The following is a 15,110-nucleotide window of genomic DNA, read 5'->3' as shown; positions in this document are numbered from 1 at the left end:
GTTTCGTTCGGCAGAAGATGCTCTGGCCTCGTAATCTAGGGCGCCGTCACCGCTTTCAATGTTTCCAACCCGAAAGCGCGACGCCCCAGCGTACGATCAGACGTGCATGATTTCCTTTTCTTTATCGGCTAGCAAGCGGTCGATCTCGGAAATCGTCTCATCCGTCATCTTCTGCACACGCTCGGAGAGGGATCGGCTCTCGTCCTGGCCGATCACGCCGTCCTTTTCGGACTTCTTGAGACCGTCCATACCGTCACGGCGGACGTGGCGAATCGCGACCTTGGCCTTCTCGGCATATTCATGGGCGACCTTCACCAGCGAACGGCGACGCTCTTCGTTGAGCTCCGGCAGCGGGATACGCAGGTTCTGGCCATCGACGATGGGGTTGAGGCCGAGATTGGACTCGCGGATGGAGCGCTCGACGGCGCTGACCATCGACTTGTCCCAGACCGATACGGTCAGCATGCGCGATTCAGGCACGGTGATGTTGGCAACCTGGTTCAGCGGCATGCGCGAGCCATAGGCTTCGATCGTCACCGGATCCAAAATATTGGCGGATGCGCGCCCGGTGCGCAACGAGGCGATGTCGCTCTTGAATGCCGCAATGGCGCCGTCCATGCGACGCTTCAGTTCCTTGAGATCGGTGGCTTCACTCATGTCTATGCTCCCCTGTAACAAGGCGACACCGGTCTCGTCCGGCGCCACAGGAATGTCAGTTGTCTGATACGATGGTCTTGCGGCCGCCGCCGGTCAAGATTTCCGCGAACTCGCCCTTCTCGTGAATGGAGAAGACGATGATCGGAATTGAGTTTTCCCGCGCAAGCGCAACGGCGGCGACGTCCATGACTGCCAGCCCCTTCTCGAGCACCTGACTATGGGTCAGATGGTCGAAACGCTCCGCATCGGGGAACTTCTTCGGATCGGCGGAATAGATTCCGTCGACCTGCGTGCCCTTGAATATGGCCTGCGCGCCCATTTCTGCGGCGCGCAGTGCGGCCGCCGAATCGGTGGTAAAAAACGGATTTCCCGTGCCGCCCGCGAAGATCACCACGCGCCCCAGCGAGAGATGATAGAGCGTGGCGCGCTGCGAGAAGCTCTCGCAGATCTCCGGCATGGAAATGGCCGAGAGCACGACGGTCTCGATGTCGAGCTTGCGCAGCGAGGTTGCCAGCGCCAGCGCATTGATGACGGTTCCGAGCATTCCCATGTGGTCGCCGGTCACGCGGTCGCCGCCCTTGGAAGCCACGGCTACACCCCGGAAAATGTTGCCGCCGCCAACCACGACGCCGACCTCGACCCCCATGGCGCGCGCCGCCGCGATGTCGGACGCAATCCGGTCCGCGACGGTAACGTCGATGCCAAACCCCTGACTACCCATCAGAGCTTCACCGGAGGCCTTGAGCAACACGCGCTTGTAGATCGGCTGGGACATGGTAGCTCCTTGAAGTGATCACCGGGGGAATGATTGTGAATGCCGGATACACGAAGGGCACCGCGTTGTCACGCGATGCCCTGATGTTTTCCCTGATATGGTTTCACCAAACCGGGATATGGCTTCTTTTGTTAATCAGCCCTTGGCGACAGCTGCAACTTCGGCAGCGAAGTCGGTTTCTTCCTTCTCGACGCCTTCGCCGAGGAGCAGACGGGCCATGCCGACGACTTCGATCGCGGCGCCAGCGGTCTTTTCAGCTTCCTTGATGGCAGCAGCAACCGTCAGGTCCGGGTTGATGACGAAAGCCTGCGAGAGAAGAGCGACTTCCTCGAAGAACTTGCGCATACGGCCTTCGACCATCTTTTCGATGATGGCTTCCGGCTTGCCGGATTCGCGGGACTGCTCGATGAAGACGTTGCGTTCGCGCTCGGCGACAGCGGCGTCGACTTCTTCGGCACGGATAGCGAGCGGGTTGGTAGCAGCGATGTGCATGGCAACCTGACGGCCGATCGACGTCAGAACAGCCTTGTCACCGACCGACTTCAGAGCAACCAGAACGCCCAGCTTGCCGATGCCGTCGCCGGCAGCGTTGTGGATGTAGGTCGCAACGACGCCGTGCTCGACTTCGAGCTTGGCGGAGCGACGAAGCGTCATGTTCTCGCCGATGGTTGCGATCGCGTCCTTGATGGTGTCGGCGACCGGCTTGCCGGATGCCGGATAGGTCGCAGCCGAAATGGCTTCAACAGTGCCGTCGGTGGACAGCGCAACTTCGGCGATGCCGCGAGCGAGGTCCTGGAAGGCATCGTTACGGGCAACGAAGTCGGTTTCGGAATTGAGCTCGACGACAACGGCCTTGTGACCGGCGCCAGCAATGGCGATCAGGCCTTCAGCGGCGGTGCGGCCGGACTTCTTGTCGGCCTTGGAGATGCCCTTGGCGCGCAGCCAGTCGATCGCTGCTTCGATATCGCCGTTGGTTTCGGTCAGCGCCTTCTTGCAGTCCATCATGCCTGCGCCAGACTTTTCGCGCAGTTCCTTCACCAGTGCAGCCGTAATCTCGGTCATAAGCTTCCTCTTGTCGGTTCATACGGTGCGGCATGCGGCTTTGAGCTGAAGCGGCACCGATTTGAGGGACGAAATGTACCCGTAAGTATGACAGCGTTATGAAGCTGCGTCATACTGTGGAATTCTTGATTGGAACAAGCCTGGATTTACCGCCTACAGCGCCGTGCGTCACGGGTGACGCACAAAGGTCGCTGTAGCGCTTTAAATCTGCTGCATAATCTTACCCTTAAATCGATTCCGATTTAAGGAATTATGCAGCGGGCAAGGCGTTATGCAAAACGCGATAAGGCCGCTCGAACTTGTTGAAGTCGCAAACGGCCTTATCCCGGATGTCATTGCGCTTGGGCGGACAGTCTACTGCCCGCCTTGAGGCGCGATCAGGCTTCGGTGCCGTCCGCCAGGGTCGGCTCGATCGGGGCTTCCTCGGAAGCGCCGAGATCACGGCCGGATGCACCCTGCTGGCGAGCGATGCCGTCGATGGCAGCGCGCGAGATCAGGTCGCAGTAAAGAGCGATGGCGCGCGAAGCGTCGTCGTTGCCCGGGATCGGGTAGTCGATCAGGTCCGGATCGCAATTCGAGTCGATGATGGCTACGACCGGGATGCCGAGGCGCTTGGCTTCGTCGATCGCGATCTTTTCCTTGTTGGTGTCGATGATGAACATCAGGTCCGGCGTGCCGCCCATGTCCTTGATACCGCCGAGGGCCTTGTCGAGCTTTTCGCGTTCGCGCTCAAGGTTCAGACGCTCCTTCTTGGTGAAGCCCTGGGCTTCGCCGGAGAGGATTTCGTCGAGCTTGCGCAGACGCTGGATCGAGTTGGAGATCGTCTTCCAGTTGGTCATCATGCCGCCGAGCCAGCGAGCGTTGACGTAGTACTGGGCCGAGCGCTTGGCGCTGTCGGCGATCAGTTCGGACGCCTGACGCTTGGTGCCGACGAACAGAACGCGGCCGCCACGGGCAACGGTGTCGCTGACAACCTGTAGGGCGCGGCTGAGCAACGGAACCGTCTGAGCGAGATCGATGATGTGGATGTTGTTACGATCGCCGAAAATGTACGGCTTCATCTTCGGGTTCCAGCGGTGTGTCTGGTGGCCGAAGTGAACACCTGCTTCGAGAAGCTGGCGCATAGAAAAATCGGGCAATGCCATGCCTTTGTATCCTTTTCCGGTTGAACCTCCGCAAGGCGAACAGCACCCTCTTCGAGAATGCCACCGGGCGGAACGATCCGGATTTCTCCCGGACAATCCCATGCCTTACGTGTGGAATGCGGCTGCCCATACATTCGATTTGCCGGGAATGCAAGGCTTTCGTCAAAAAAATAGCCCTACCCCGCCCTCATGCGGCCAGTTTATCGAGCAACGCCAGCATGACATTGGCGTCCGGCATCGGCAAGACGGCATCGATTTCCGCCGGCAGCAGGCCGGCAATGGCGCTGTCGGCATCGCCCGTCACCGTGCCGAGCGGCCCGCGAAAACCGTGCTTGGTCCAGGCGAGCTGCTGCAATCGCGGGCCGATGAGCGCCTCGATCATACGATCGACCTGTTCGTCGATGGCGATAAGGGGATGGGCGGAATAGACGGTCGGATGCGGATAGAGCACCACGGGCTTGGCGCCATTGCTGGCCTGGACCCTCTTCCAACGCTGCGGGTCGGCGAGGATCCATTCCACCAGCTGATTCTCGTACCCAATGATCATCGGCTCGCCACCGATGCCGCCTGCCAGATATTGCTCGAAGAGCTTGCCCGACGACGACGATTTGAAGCCCATGTTGCGGAAAATGGCCTGCGCCTTGTCTCCGAACTGCGCGAGACCGGCGCCGCTAGCCACATTACCGCTCAGAAGGCTGAGCACCAGACCGGAGAACATGAAGCCGGAGTTGGAGCGGTTGGGGTCCGTCGAGACGATTCTTGCCTGACCGTAGAGCGAATTGACGCCGAGCTTCGACCAGTTCGTCCCGGCAAGCACGGCATCCAGCAGCGCCTTTAGGTCGAGCTGGTGATGTCCCTCCGCCGTCGTGGTGACAAGCCCTGCCTTCGTCAATCCTTCGACGACAGGCTGCCAGGAATAGACGACGACAGGCGTGTTGAGGATGACGCGATCATTGCGGATCTTGATGCCGTTCTGCCGGGCGATATCGACCATGATCGACGAGGACGGCCAGAGGAAGGCGGGGTTCTGCGACAGAAGCACCTGCTCCCGCACCATTTCCACGGAGCCCGCGACACGGCTGTTGATCTCAAGTCCGTGGCTGTGCAGCGCCGAAATCACATCCTGATCGGCAAGGAATGCTTCCTTCTCGCCACCGATGAAGCCGAACAGCTTCGTGCGATTGCCGAGCAACCCCTGCAGTTCCGGCCGATCCTTGACGGCGAAATAGCCGCCGGTCCCTGCAACACCAGTAGCTAGAAGCCCTACTCCAAAAGCGCGGCGGGAAATGGCCATCAGGGTCCTATATCCTCTTTGAGCGAGGCCTGTATGAGGCGCAGCTCCGTATCAAGCGTATCCAGCCTGTCTTCGACCAGGCTGTCGGAATAGTGCACGAAAGCGTCTTCCAGCTTGGTCAGAACGAGACCGACCTCCTGTAGGCGCGCAGCATCCGGCTGACGCTTCGCCTCGATTGTGGCAAACCCCTCGGCCACCTCTGCCGCGCGCGGCAGATAATAGCTGAGGAACCGCCTGACGGTGCCGGCGCTTTCCGGATTGGCCTCCACCTTGGCGAAGACGTCGGCGGCGATCTCCGCCAGATGTCGCACCCGTTTTGCCGTTTCCTTGCTGGCGATCTGGCCCGCCGACGCTTCCAGCCTTTGGGCGGCGGGTGCCGCCGCACTCAACAAGTCACGGGCAAATTCAAGGCGTCCCCTGCCGACCGCCTTGGCATCCAGCCCTTCGAAGAGGCGCTTCGGCGCGAGCACGAAGATCAGGCCAACGAAGACCAAGAGACCGATGATCGCCGCGATCCATATCGGCATGCCGGCAAAGAAGCTGAGCATGGGAACGACGATCGCGGCGGCGAACCCCGCCACAATCCAATTCCAGTCATTGCCGAACCAGTTGCGCATTATCGTCCTAGTTATAGCCGCGCACTGCCCGGAATGCGCTGACCAGATCGCCGCGGCCATCGAAGACGCGTGCCGAGGTCTCTTTCGCAAGAGCATCGAGCTGTCGCTTGTCCGCATCGCCGAAGGTGATGCCGAACACCGGCACATGCGGGCTCACCGAAGCCCACTTGCCCATGAAATCACGATTGGCATCATCGGACTTTCCGTCGGTCATGATGACGATCGCCGGCAGATAAGACGACAGATCCCGCGTCGCGTTCATCCAGTCAAGCGCCCTGCTCGCGCAGGCATACATATCCGTACCGCCGCCGGCATGCTGGCGCGAAACCTTGTCGACCAGCATTTTCTGCTGGGCCGGATTTCCGGTGCCCTCGAAAGTCGTCCGCACATCGGCGTCGAAGGGAATGACCATGATGCGATCGGCTAGCGTCCACTGCGCAAGCACCTTGCCGGTCTCATCCGGATTGAACAGGAACTGCATCGCCGCCTGCAGCTGGCTCTCTCCCTTGCCTTCCATCGACCCGGAAAAATCCAGGCAGAGGGCCGTCAGCGAGGGCTTTCGCAATGCCACCTGATAGAGATCGAGTGCCTGACGGATCACGGCGGGTTCCGGCATGCGGATCGCGGTCACCAGGCGCGTGGGATCGAAATTCCATGACGGGTCCGGCTTGGCAGAGACATCGGCGAGCGGAATGCGGCGGCCGGTATCGGCGATACGCTTCTGTACGGGTGCTGACCGTAGGTATTCGCCGAGCTGATTGAAGAAGGTCTCGACCTCCTGCCCTCGGCCGTGATCGATGAAGCCGATCGGCGAATCGGCGACCACGACGCCATCGGCAGGATAGATGGCATAGAGCGGCTCCTTGCCCATGCCCACCAGCTTGTCGTTGGTCTCTTTCAGCAGCGCCTCGTAGTTCCACATGGCGTCATAAAGCACGCCCTTTGTCGCCGACTCCGTATAGAGATCAGCAAGCCAGCCCGACGAGCCCGAGGAGCGCTCGACGCCGGCAAGCAGGGAGCGGACGGCACCCTGCACGTCCGGCTTATCGAGATCGCCCGGCTCTATGACGGGCTTGTTGCCCAGCGCGCTCGACAGCATGCCGAGATAGGCGCTGGCGCCCGAATTGGATTGCGTGGCTGACGTCATGAGGAATTTCAGCGAACCGCTTTTCACGGCCGCCAATATATCCCTCATATAGACCGGCTTGCCGACCCAGCCGAGCGCCTGGGCCTTGGATTTACGCACACCGAGAATGACGGGCATCTGCGCGACTGAAGTCAGCAACTTCACGCGGCGCTTGGCATCGAACATGTCGACCCAGACGCTCGATGCCGGCCAGACGGCGTCCTGCTCGACGCCCTTCTCGCTCTGAAGGGCAAGGCCGATATCCAGCGTGCCCTCATAGGTGAAACTGCAGCTCGCCTTCTTTTCCTTGCAGAACTCCTCGATGATCGGCTGCAGCACGGTGTTTTCCGAGCCGGAAACGATCGAAAACTTCGGGCCCTGCCCGCCGACATTGCAGCCGCTCAGCATGAATAGGCCTGCCAGTGTCAGCCCGGTAACGAAAGTGCGCATCGCCATGGCCTTCAACGCACCTCGATCATTGCCTTTTTGAGCTCAACGGTCATTTTCTGCATCCGCTGTTCGGCCTCGGCTCGCTTGGCGCGGCCATCCTCCTGCACCTTCAGGACACCGTTGATGGTGTCGATGAGATCGCGATTGGCGGCGGCCAGCGTGTCGATATCTACGATACCGCGCTGCGATTGCTGTTCTATGGCAATCGCCTGATCCTTCATCATTTTCGATGCCTCGCGGATCATGTCGTTGGTGGCGTCGGTGACCGTCTTCTGCAATTCGAGCGCGGATTTCTGCTGGGTGAGGCCGAGCAGGATCACCATCTTCTGCTTCCAGGCCGGCACCGTCAGCGCGGAGGTCGCCTGCAGGTTTTCGATCAGGGTTTCGTCGCCGGACTGGACGATACGGATCTGCGGCAATTGCTGGATGCCGAGCTGGCGCGCCTGCTGCAGGTAGAAAACCCGCTTCTCCAGCCGATCGAGGGCCTGCAGGCTATCTTGGTAGACCTGTGCCTCCAGCATGCCGCCACCGGGATGGGCGGAGGCCGCGTCGGCGACGCTCTTCAACCGCGGAAGTTCGGTGGTGCGAAAACGCTCGGCAAAATCCTTGCCAGCCTGCACATAGGCGTCGAGCTGCACGATGGACTGCTTGGTCTCTTCATGCAGATCGTCCAGAAGGGCGATGTCGCGGCGCAAAACATCCTTGTGGCGGTCGAGCTCCAGCCCGATGCGGTCGATCTGGCCGGCCACATCCTCGAACTGTTCCTTGAAACGCTCCAGCCGCGCCCGGAACGAGGAAAACATCCGCGACAGGAAGCCCTCATCCTTTAGCGAGGCCGGGTCGAGCTTCTTCGACTTGACGATGATATCGGTCAGCAGCTTGCCGACCTCACCGAGATCGCGATTGCGGACCTCGCGCAGGACGCGGTCAGAATAATCGGAAACCGCTTGCTGAGCACGATCTCCATAGACGGAAATGCCGGCACGATCGGTCAGATCGATGCTGTCACCGATGCGAGCGATTTCCGCCGGATCGGCGGCGACAACCGGCAGAGTATTGCTGGAACCGGTGGAGATATCGATATTGCTCATAGGTCGCGCTTTCCTGTCCATCAACACGGAGCCGACCGCAAAAACTTCCAATCGCCCCAAAGACGATCATTCCCCCGCGCGCCCGACTACAATTCCAGATCGGCACGGGCGATGGCTAGACTCACCCACGCGTGCCGATCGTTTCACACAATAGTGAAACTTGGATCACAGTTTTATGACAATGAATTCGCGCTTTGAGAGCAGATAGCTATTGGCACGCCTTGCTATCGAGAACCTCGAGCTTCGTGAGTTTGCCTGTCAGGGCGAAGTCGCCGTAGTCCATGGTGAGATCGCGCGTTATGCCGTTCTCATAAAGCTTGAATGACATGCGGTAGACCGGCATGGCGTCGCCGCTGGACTTCTCGTTGAAATAGGCGACGCTCACCGGCCAGAAAGCCGTCTGCGCGAAAGGACCGGCCTTGTCGGCGTCCGGGTCATCCTTGGCGGGCGTTTGCTGCTTGCCGACGACGGTGGTGGCGATCAGCGACTTGTCACCATCGTCCGAACCATCGAAGACTTGAGCCTCGAAGAAACTCTTGCCGAGCTTGGCATTGTGGATGATGTCGAGCATGTGCTCGGTCGGGAAGCGGCTTTCGATGAGCTCGATCTGCTTGCTCTGCGGCTGGCTCAGATCGACCTTTATGCCCTTCTGGTCGTCGGTGGCAGCACCGCGCACGTCCTTGTCGAGCTGGCTGTCCGTGTAGGACTTGGTCTCAAAACGAAATATCCGCTTGCCGAGATCCTCGAAGGTAGTCGTCTGCTGGTCGCTGACGCGGGTGGAATCGCCAGTGTCGATCTTCGTCACGAAGCGGAAATTGGTGGTGAAGCCGGCGCAATCGGAGCCTTCGAATTCGTAGACCATGCGTCCGACCATGCCGGCAATGCCGGAGCGATCGGATGCATCCTTCAGCTCGAGATCGTAGACGGCGCGATGTGCGATCAGTCCGCTTGGGCCGGCTGCATGGGCCGCGGGCGTCGCCATTGAAAGAATGCCCAGCCCCGAAACGACGGTGGCAGCAATACTCGAGCGGAACATTCATTATCTCCTGTTGGACTCGCACGCGATGTTATAAGAACGCTTTCGGCTGAAACGAGGCTGCCGGTTCCAGTTGTCGGAATTGAGTCTTGATGCCGGATTTTTGAAGTTTTTACAACAAAACGGGAGATGAAAATGTCCGCTGCCATAGAGGCTCGCCTGAAGGAACTTGGTATCGCTTTGCCGCAAGCCGCAGCACCGGCCGCCAACTACGTTCCCTATGTCATCAGCGGCAATCTTCTCTATCTGTCCGGCCAGCTGCCGATGGAAAACGGCAAGATCGGCGTGACGGGCCATCTCGGCAAGGACGTCGATGTTGCCGGCGGCCAGCGCGCAGCTGAACTCTGCGCCATCAACATTCTCGCCCAGGCGAAGGCTGCTCTCGGCGGCGATCTCGGCCGCATCAAGCGGCTGATCAAGCTGAATGGCTTCGTCGCTTCGACGCCGGATTTCGTCGAACAACATCTTGTGATCAACGGCGCCTCCAATCTTCTGGCAAATGTGCTGGGCGAAGCCGGCAAGCACGCCCGAGCCGCCGTCGGCATGGCCGCGCTGCCGCTGAATGCCGCCGTCGAGATCGATGCCATTCTGGAAATCGCATAATGAGCAAGCTTGCCTGGCTGACCGAGCGCCCCGTCGCTCATCGTGGCTATCATGACATGAACGGGCAGGTCTGGGAGAACACGCTCTCGGCCTTCAGCCGCGCCATCGAGGCAGGTTTTGCCATCGAGTGCGACCTGCATTACGCCTCGGACGGCGTTCCGGTCGTCTTCCATGACGACGATCTTCAGCGCGTGTGCAACCTGCCCGGAGAGGTACGCGAGCGCACCTCGGCCGAGCTCGGGCTGCTCTCGATCGGCGGCACCAAGGACAAGATCCCGACCTTGAAGCAGCTTTTGCGGCTCTGTGACGGCAAGGTGCCGCTCGTGCTGGAACTCAAGGGCCGCGAAGGCGATGACGAAGGCTTTGCCGAATCCGTGCTCGAAGTCCTCGAAGGCTACAAGGGAAATGTCGCGCTGATGAGTTTCGACCAATGGCTGCTCAAGGACCTCAAGGCCCTGGAATCGCCCTACCCGGTCGGCCTCACGGCTGAAGGAAACAAGCCTGAGACGTTTTTTCAGCATGACGAAGCCATGCATCTTGGGCTAGACTTCATATCATACTTCTTTGGCCACCTGCCGAACCCCTTCATCACGGCGCAGCGCCAGCGCGGCATTCCGGTCATCACCTGGACCGTGCGCGACGAAGCGGCCCGCAAGCAAACATTTGCCAATGCAGACCAGATGACCTTCGAAGGTTTTGACCCGCGCACAGCCTCGTAAATCGGGATCGATCGAAGGAGAGGCTGCGGGCAAACCTGAAATTCCGCTGCGCTAGTAGCGCATCCTGCCGGATGCATAGCGCAGCGGCGAAAGCCCAGTCCTTCCTTCTTAGCGCCAAGAGTTTGATGACAGACGAATTATCTATTCGAGTCGAACGATCCTTCAAGAATATCGCTCCGGAGAGCTGGTCCAAGCTGGCCGGGGCGTCCAAAACCGGTAGCGTGCTGCCATACAACCCCTTCGTCTCGCACGCCTTCCTGTCGTCGCTCGAGGAGTCCGGCTCCGCGACGGACAAGACGGGCTGGCTCGGCAATCATCTGCTGCTCGAAACCGACGACGGCGAATTGCTCGGCGCGGTGATCGGCTATCTGAAGAGCCATAGCCAGGGCGAATATGTCTTCGATCATGGCTGGGCCGATGCCTTCGAGCGTGCCGGCGGGCGCTACTATCCGAAACTGCAATGCTCCATTCCCTTCACGCCCGCGACCGGGCCGCGGCTTCTCGTCGCCGAGGGACAGGACCGGAGCGTGCTGCAGCCGGCGCTTGCCGAAAGCCTGAAGGAAGTCACCCGTCAGCTCGGTGCTTCCTCCGCGCACATCACTTTCCTGCCGGAGGACGAAGCTTCGATCTTCGAGGGCAACGGCTATCTACATCGTACCGACCAGCAGTTTCACTTCATCAATAAAGGTTATGCCGATCACGATGCCTTCCTGGAGACGCTGGCATCCCGCAAGCGCAAGGCATTGAAGAAAGAACGGCGTGCGGCGCTGGAGCATGGCATCAGCATCGACTGGCTGACCGGCAGCGATCTCACCGAAAACATCTGGGATCAGTTCTTCGCCTTCTACATGGATACCGGCAGCCGCAAATGGGGCCGGCCCTATCTGACCCGGAAATTCTATTCGCTGATCGGCGAGCGCATGCCCGAGGATGTCCTGCTTGTCATGGCCAAGCGCGAGGGGCGCTATATTGCCGGCGCCATCAATTTCATCGGCGGCGAAACGCTCTATGGCCGGCACTGGGGCTGCATCGAGGATCACCCCTTCCTGCATTTCGAGGTCTGCTATCATCAGGCGATCGATTTTGCGCTCAGCAAGGGATTGAAGCGCGTGGAGGCTGGAGCGCAGGGCGAGCACAAGCTGGCCCGCGGCTATCTTCCGGTCATCACCCATTCGGCGCATTATATCGGCCATCAGGGCCTGCGGCGCGCCGTTGCCGACTATCTCAAGCATGAGCGGGAACAGGTGGAGGAGATGAGCGAAATCCTCACCGAACACAGCCCCTTCCGCAAAGGCGAACGGCAGGATATCTAGAGCCTTTCCGCTTTTCTTCGAATCGCGAAAACGCTCTATCTTTTTGTTTTTACGCAATTCCGACCGGAAAACCGCTATACATTTTTCCTGGAATTGCTGTAGCCGCTCAACACGATCACAAAGCAAGACGAGGAGATCCTGGATGACCAGCCCCGCCTATGACGACAACAATATCTTCGCGAAGATCCTGAAGGGCGAGATCCCTTCCTATCGCGTCTACGAGGATGAGCACACGGTTGCTTTCATGGATGTGATGCCGCAGTCGCCGGGCCATACGCTGGTTCTGCCGAAATCCTCGTCGCGCAATATTTTCGACGCCGATCCGGCTGCCCTGCAGCATGCAATCACCGTCGTCCAGAAAGTCGCCATCGCGGTTCAGGAAGCCTTCGATGCCGATGGCGTCTATATCGCCCAGTTCAACGAGCCTTCCGCCGGTCAGACCGTGTTCCACCTGCATTTCCACGTTATCCCGCGCCTCGAGGGCGTCGCGCTGAAACCGCATTCGGGCAAGATGGAAGATGGCGCGGTATTGGCTGAGAATGCCAAGAAGATCATCGAAGCACTGGGCGGATGAGGCGCGGTCGCGCTTCGTGAGATTTCACATCAAGAATTCCATTTAACAAAATGAAAAGGCTGCATTGTTTCCAATGCAGCCTTTCGTTTCAGCTAGTTTCAGCAGTTACTTACGCGGAACCTTCGGAACCGTGCCGCCGCCCTTACGCGGCGACTTGCCTTCCGGCTCTTCATTTTCACTGGCTGCCGCCGCAGCCTTGGCGGAACGGCGCGCGGCGGCGGCGGCACCGGCCTTGCTGACGCGGCTTCTGGTCTTGACGGCGGTATCGCCGTCATCCTCTTCCACCTCGACGACCGGTTCACCGACCTCCGCCTCCGGCTTCGGGCGGATCGGCGTGGTATCGGCGGTCGCGTTGAGCACGATGCCGGTACTGCCGTCTTCTTTCTCGCCGACCGTGACGGTGACGACGCCGCCCTTCTTCAGCTTGCCGAAGAGGATTTCGTTCGCCAGCGGCTTCTTGATGTTTTCCTGGATGACGCGCGCCAGCGGACGGGCGCCCATCTTGTCGTCGTAGCCCTTCTCGGACAGCCAGGCGATAGCATCCTCATGCAGGTCGAAGGTAACATTCCGTTCGGAAAGCTGTGCTTCCAGCTGCATGATGAACTTCTGCACGACCTTGTGGATGACCGTCGTCGGCAGCGCTGCGAAGGGAATGACCGCATCCAGACGGTTGCGGAATTCCGGCGTGAACAGGCGGTTGAGCGCCTCTTCATCCTCGCCCGTACGCTTGGACGAACCGAAGCCGATGGCGGCCTTGGCCATTTCCGAGGCGCCCGCATTGGTCGTCATGATCAGGATGACGTTGCGGAAGTCGATCTTCTTGCCGTTGTGGTCGGTCAGCGCGCCGTGGTCCATGACCTGCAGCAGGATATTGAAGATATCCGGATGCGCCTTCTCGATTTCGTCAAGCAGAACCACGCTGTGCGGGTGCTGGTCGACGCCATCGGTCAAGAGGCCGCCCTGGTCGAAGCCGACATAGCCGGGAGGTGCTCCGAGCAGACGGGAGACCGTATGACGCTCCATATATTCCGACATGTCGAAGCGCAGCAGTTCGACGCCGAGCGACGAAGCAAGCTGCTTGGCGACCTCAGTCTTGCCGACGCCAGTGGGGCCGGAGAAGACGTAGCAGCCGATCGGCTTGTTCGGTTCGCGCAAGCCCGCGCGAGCCAGCTTGATCGAGGTCGAAAGCGCTTCGATCGCCGTATCCTGGCCGTAGACGACCGAACGTAGTTCCTGCTCGAGGTTGGCGAGAACCATCTCGTCATCCTTGGAAACCGTCTTCGGCGGGATGCGGGCCATGGTGGCGATCGTCACCTCGATCTCGCGCTCGGTTATCAGCTTGCGACGCTTTGACGGCGGCAGCAGCATTTGTGCGGCACCCGTCTCGTCAATGACGTCAATCGCCTTATCCGGCAGCTTGCGGTCGGAGATATAGCGAGCCGACAGCTCGACAGCCGACTTGATGGCGTCGTTCGAGTAGCGCAGGTGATGATACTCTTCGAAATAGGGCTTCAGGCCCTTCATGATTTCGATGGCATCCTCGATGCTCGGCTCGTTGACGTCGATCTTCTGGAAGCGGCGGACAAGTGCCCGGTCCTTCTCGAAGAACTGACGGTATTCCTTATAGGTGGTCGAACCGATGCAACGGATCGCACCCGAGGAAAGAGCCGGCTTCAGCAGGTTCGATGCATCCATCGCGCCGCCGGAGGTGGCACCGGCGCCAATGACGGTGTGGATCTCGTCGATGAACAGCACGGCGCCCGGATACTCTTCGAGCTCCTTGACGACCTGCTTCAGGCGTTCTTCGAAATCGCCGCGATAGCGGGTGCCGGCAAGCAGCGTGCCCATATCCAGCGAAAAGATCGTGGCATCGGCCAGAGCTTCCGGGACCTTGCCTTCGACGATCCGCTTGGCAAGACCTTCGGCAATCGCCGTCTTGCCCACACCGGGGTCGCCGACATAGAGCGGATTGTTCTTCGAGCGGCGGCACAGCACCTGGATGGTGCGGTTGACCTCCGAGTGGCGGCCGATCAGCGGATCGATCTTGCCGTTCTTGGCCTTCTCGTTGAGGTTGACGCAATAGGCCTTCAGCGCATCCTGCTGCTTCTTGCCGTTACCTTCCTCCTGCTCGCCGCGGGAGGTCGGCTTGCTCTCGGATTCGCTTTCCTCGGCGCCGCGCGGCGTGCGGGTCTGGGTGGAGCCCGGACGCTTGCCGATACCGTGCGAGATATAGTTGACCGCGTCGTAGCGGGTCATTTCCTGCTCCTGCAGGAAGAATGCGGCATGGCTTTCCCGTTCCGCGAAAATCGCGACGAGAACATTGGCGCCCGTCACTTCCTCGCGACCGGACGACTGCACATGGATTACGGCACGCTGAATGACTCGCTGGAAGCCGGATGTCGGCTTCGAGTCCTCATCATAGCCCGTAATCAGGTTGGAAAGTTCATTATCGACGTATTCAGTCAGAGTCTTACGGAGCGCGTCGAGATCAACATTGCACGCGCCCATGACAGCTGCGGCATCGGCGTCGTCTACCAGCGCCAAAAGCAGATGTTCCAGCGTGGCATACTCGTGATGCCGCTCGTTCGCGTAGGTCAGTGCCTGATGCAGCGCCTTCTCAAGACTAGGCGAAAATGTTGGCACGTTCA

Annotated in this window: 14 protein-coding genes; 4 read left to right on the top strand and 10 right to left on the bottom strand. The window is 59.9% G+C overall.

Going from position 1 to position 15,110, the window contains the following annotated elements; all coding sequences use genetic code 11:
- Nucleotides 1–96: 96 nt before the first annotated feature.
- From frr to GA0061102_RS06715, 9 genes are all read right to left on the bottom strand, one after another.
- The gene (frr, locus tag GA0061102_RS06755) at nt 97–657 is read right to left on the bottom strand and encodes a ribosome recycling factor (protein WP_092845167.1); all 561 of its coding nucleotides are present in this window, start codon (nt 655–657) and stop codon (nt 97–99) included.
- Between the two features lie 55 nt (nt 658–712).
- Nucleotides 713–1,432, bottom strand: coding sequence for a UMP kinase (gene pyrH / locus GA0061102_RS06750; RefSeq protein ID WP_092845165.1), 720 nt, complete (start codon nt 1,430–1,432; stop codon nt 713–715).
- 135 nt (nt 1,433–1,567) lie between these two features.
- Nucleotides 1,568–2,494, bottom strand: a complete 927-nt coding sequence (gene tsf / locus GA0061102_RS06745) for a translation elongation factor Ts (protein ID WP_092845163.1) — start codon at nt 2,492–2,494, stop codon at nt 1,568–1,570.
- 377 nt (nt 2,495–2,871) lie between these two features.
- Nucleotides 2,872–3,639, bottom strand: a complete 768-nt coding sequence (gene rpsB / locus GA0061102_RS06740) for a 30S ribosomal protein S2 (RefSeq protein WP_092845161.1) — start codon at nt 3,637–3,639, stop codon at nt 2,872–2,874.
- 187 nt (nt 3,640–3,826) lie between these two features.
- The gene (locus tag GA0061102_RS06735; RefSeq protein ID WP_092845159.1) at nt 3,827–4,933 is read right to left on the bottom strand and encodes a substrate-binding domain-containing protein; all 1,107 of its coding nucleotides are present in this window, start codon (nt 4,931–4,933) and stop codon (nt 3,827–3,829) included.
- Nucleotides 4,933–5,550 (bottom strand): 5-bromo-4-chloroindolyl phosphate hydrolysis family protein, encoded by a 618-nt coding sequence (locus GA0061102_RS06730; protein WP_092845157.1) that lies wholly within the window; start codon nt 5,548–5,550, stop codon nt 4,933–4,935. Before GA0061102_RS06730 ends, GA0061102_RS06735 begins: the two co-directional genes overlap by 1 nt.
- A gap of 7 nt (nt 5,551–5,557) precedes the next feature.
- Nucleotides 5,558–7,132 carry a VWA domain-containing protein gene (locus GA0061102_RS06725; protein ID WP_425348517.1) on the bottom strand — a complete coding sequence of 525 codons (1,575 nt, stop codon included), beginning with the start codon at nt 7,130–7,132 and terminating at the stop codon, nt 5,558–5,560.
- A gap of 5 nt (nt 7,133–7,137) precedes the next feature.
- Entirely contained in the window at nt 7,138–8,217 is a 1,080-nt protein-coding gene (locus GA0061102_RS06720; RefSeq protein ID WP_092845155.1) for a toxic anion resistance protein, read from the bottom strand.
- A 208-nt stretch (nt 8,218–8,425) separates the two neighbouring features.
- Nucleotides 8,426–9,253: a cell envelope integrity EipB family protein gene (locus tag GA0061102_RS06715; protein WP_092845153.1), complete on the bottom strand. Its 828-nt coding sequence runs from the start codon at nt 9,251–9,253 to the stop codon at nt 8,426–8,428.
- A 135-nt stretch (nt 9,254–9,388) separates the two neighbouring features.
- Here GA0061102_RS06715 and GA0061102_RS06710 point away from each other — a divergent pair, with 135 nt between their 5' ends.
- From GA0061102_RS06710 to GA0061102_RS06695, 4 genes are all read left to right on the top strand, one after another.
- The gene (locus GA0061102_RS06710; RefSeq protein WP_004118745.1) at nt 9,389–9,856 is read left to right on the top strand and encodes a RidA family protein; all 468 of its coding nucleotides are present in this window, start codon (nt 9,389–9,391) and stop codon (nt 9,854–9,856) included.
- Nucleotides 9,856–10,575 (top strand): glycerophosphodiester phosphodiesterase, encoded by a 720-nt coding sequence (locus GA0061102_RS06705; protein WP_092845151.1) that lies wholly within the window; start codon nt 9,856–9,858, stop codon nt 10,573–10,575. Before GA0061102_RS06710 ends, GA0061102_RS06705 begins: the two co-directional genes overlap by 1 nt.
- A 125-nt stretch (nt 10,576–10,700) precedes the next feature.
- The gene (locus GA0061102_RS06700) at nt 10,701–11,888 is read left to right on the top strand and encodes a GNAT family N-acetyltransferase (RefSeq protein ID WP_092845302.1); all 1,188 of its coding nucleotides are present in this window, start codon (nt 10,701–10,703) and stop codon (nt 11,886–11,888) included.
- Nucleotides 11,889–12,030: 142 nt separating this feature from the next.
- On the top strand, nt 12,031–12,462 hold the full coding sequence (locus tag GA0061102_RS06695) for an HIT family protein (protein WP_092845149.1): 432 nt from the start codon (nt 12,031–12,033) through the stop codon (nt 12,460–12,462).
- 105 nt (nt 12,463–12,567) lie between these two features.
- Here the strand turns inward: GA0061102_RS06695 and clpA are convergent, their stop codons facing one another.
- Nucleotides 12,568–15,105 (bottom strand): ATP-dependent Clp protease ATP-binding subunit ClpA, encoded by a 2,538-nt coding sequence (clpA, locus tag GA0061102_RS06690; protein ID WP_092845147.1) that lies wholly within the window; start codon nt 15,103–15,105, stop codon nt 12,568–12,570.
- Between the last annotated feature and the right edge of the window lie 5 nt (nt 15,106–15,110).

The sequence above is a fragment of the Martinezella miluonensis genome (genome assembly GCF_900094545.1).
GTDB classification, from domain to species: Bacteria; Pseudomonadota; Alphaproteobacteria; order Rhizobiales; family Rhizobiaceae; genus Rhizobium; species Rhizobium miluonense.
Note: the sequence above shows the minus strand (reverse complement) of the source record. Positions and strands in the feature narration are given on the sequence as shown.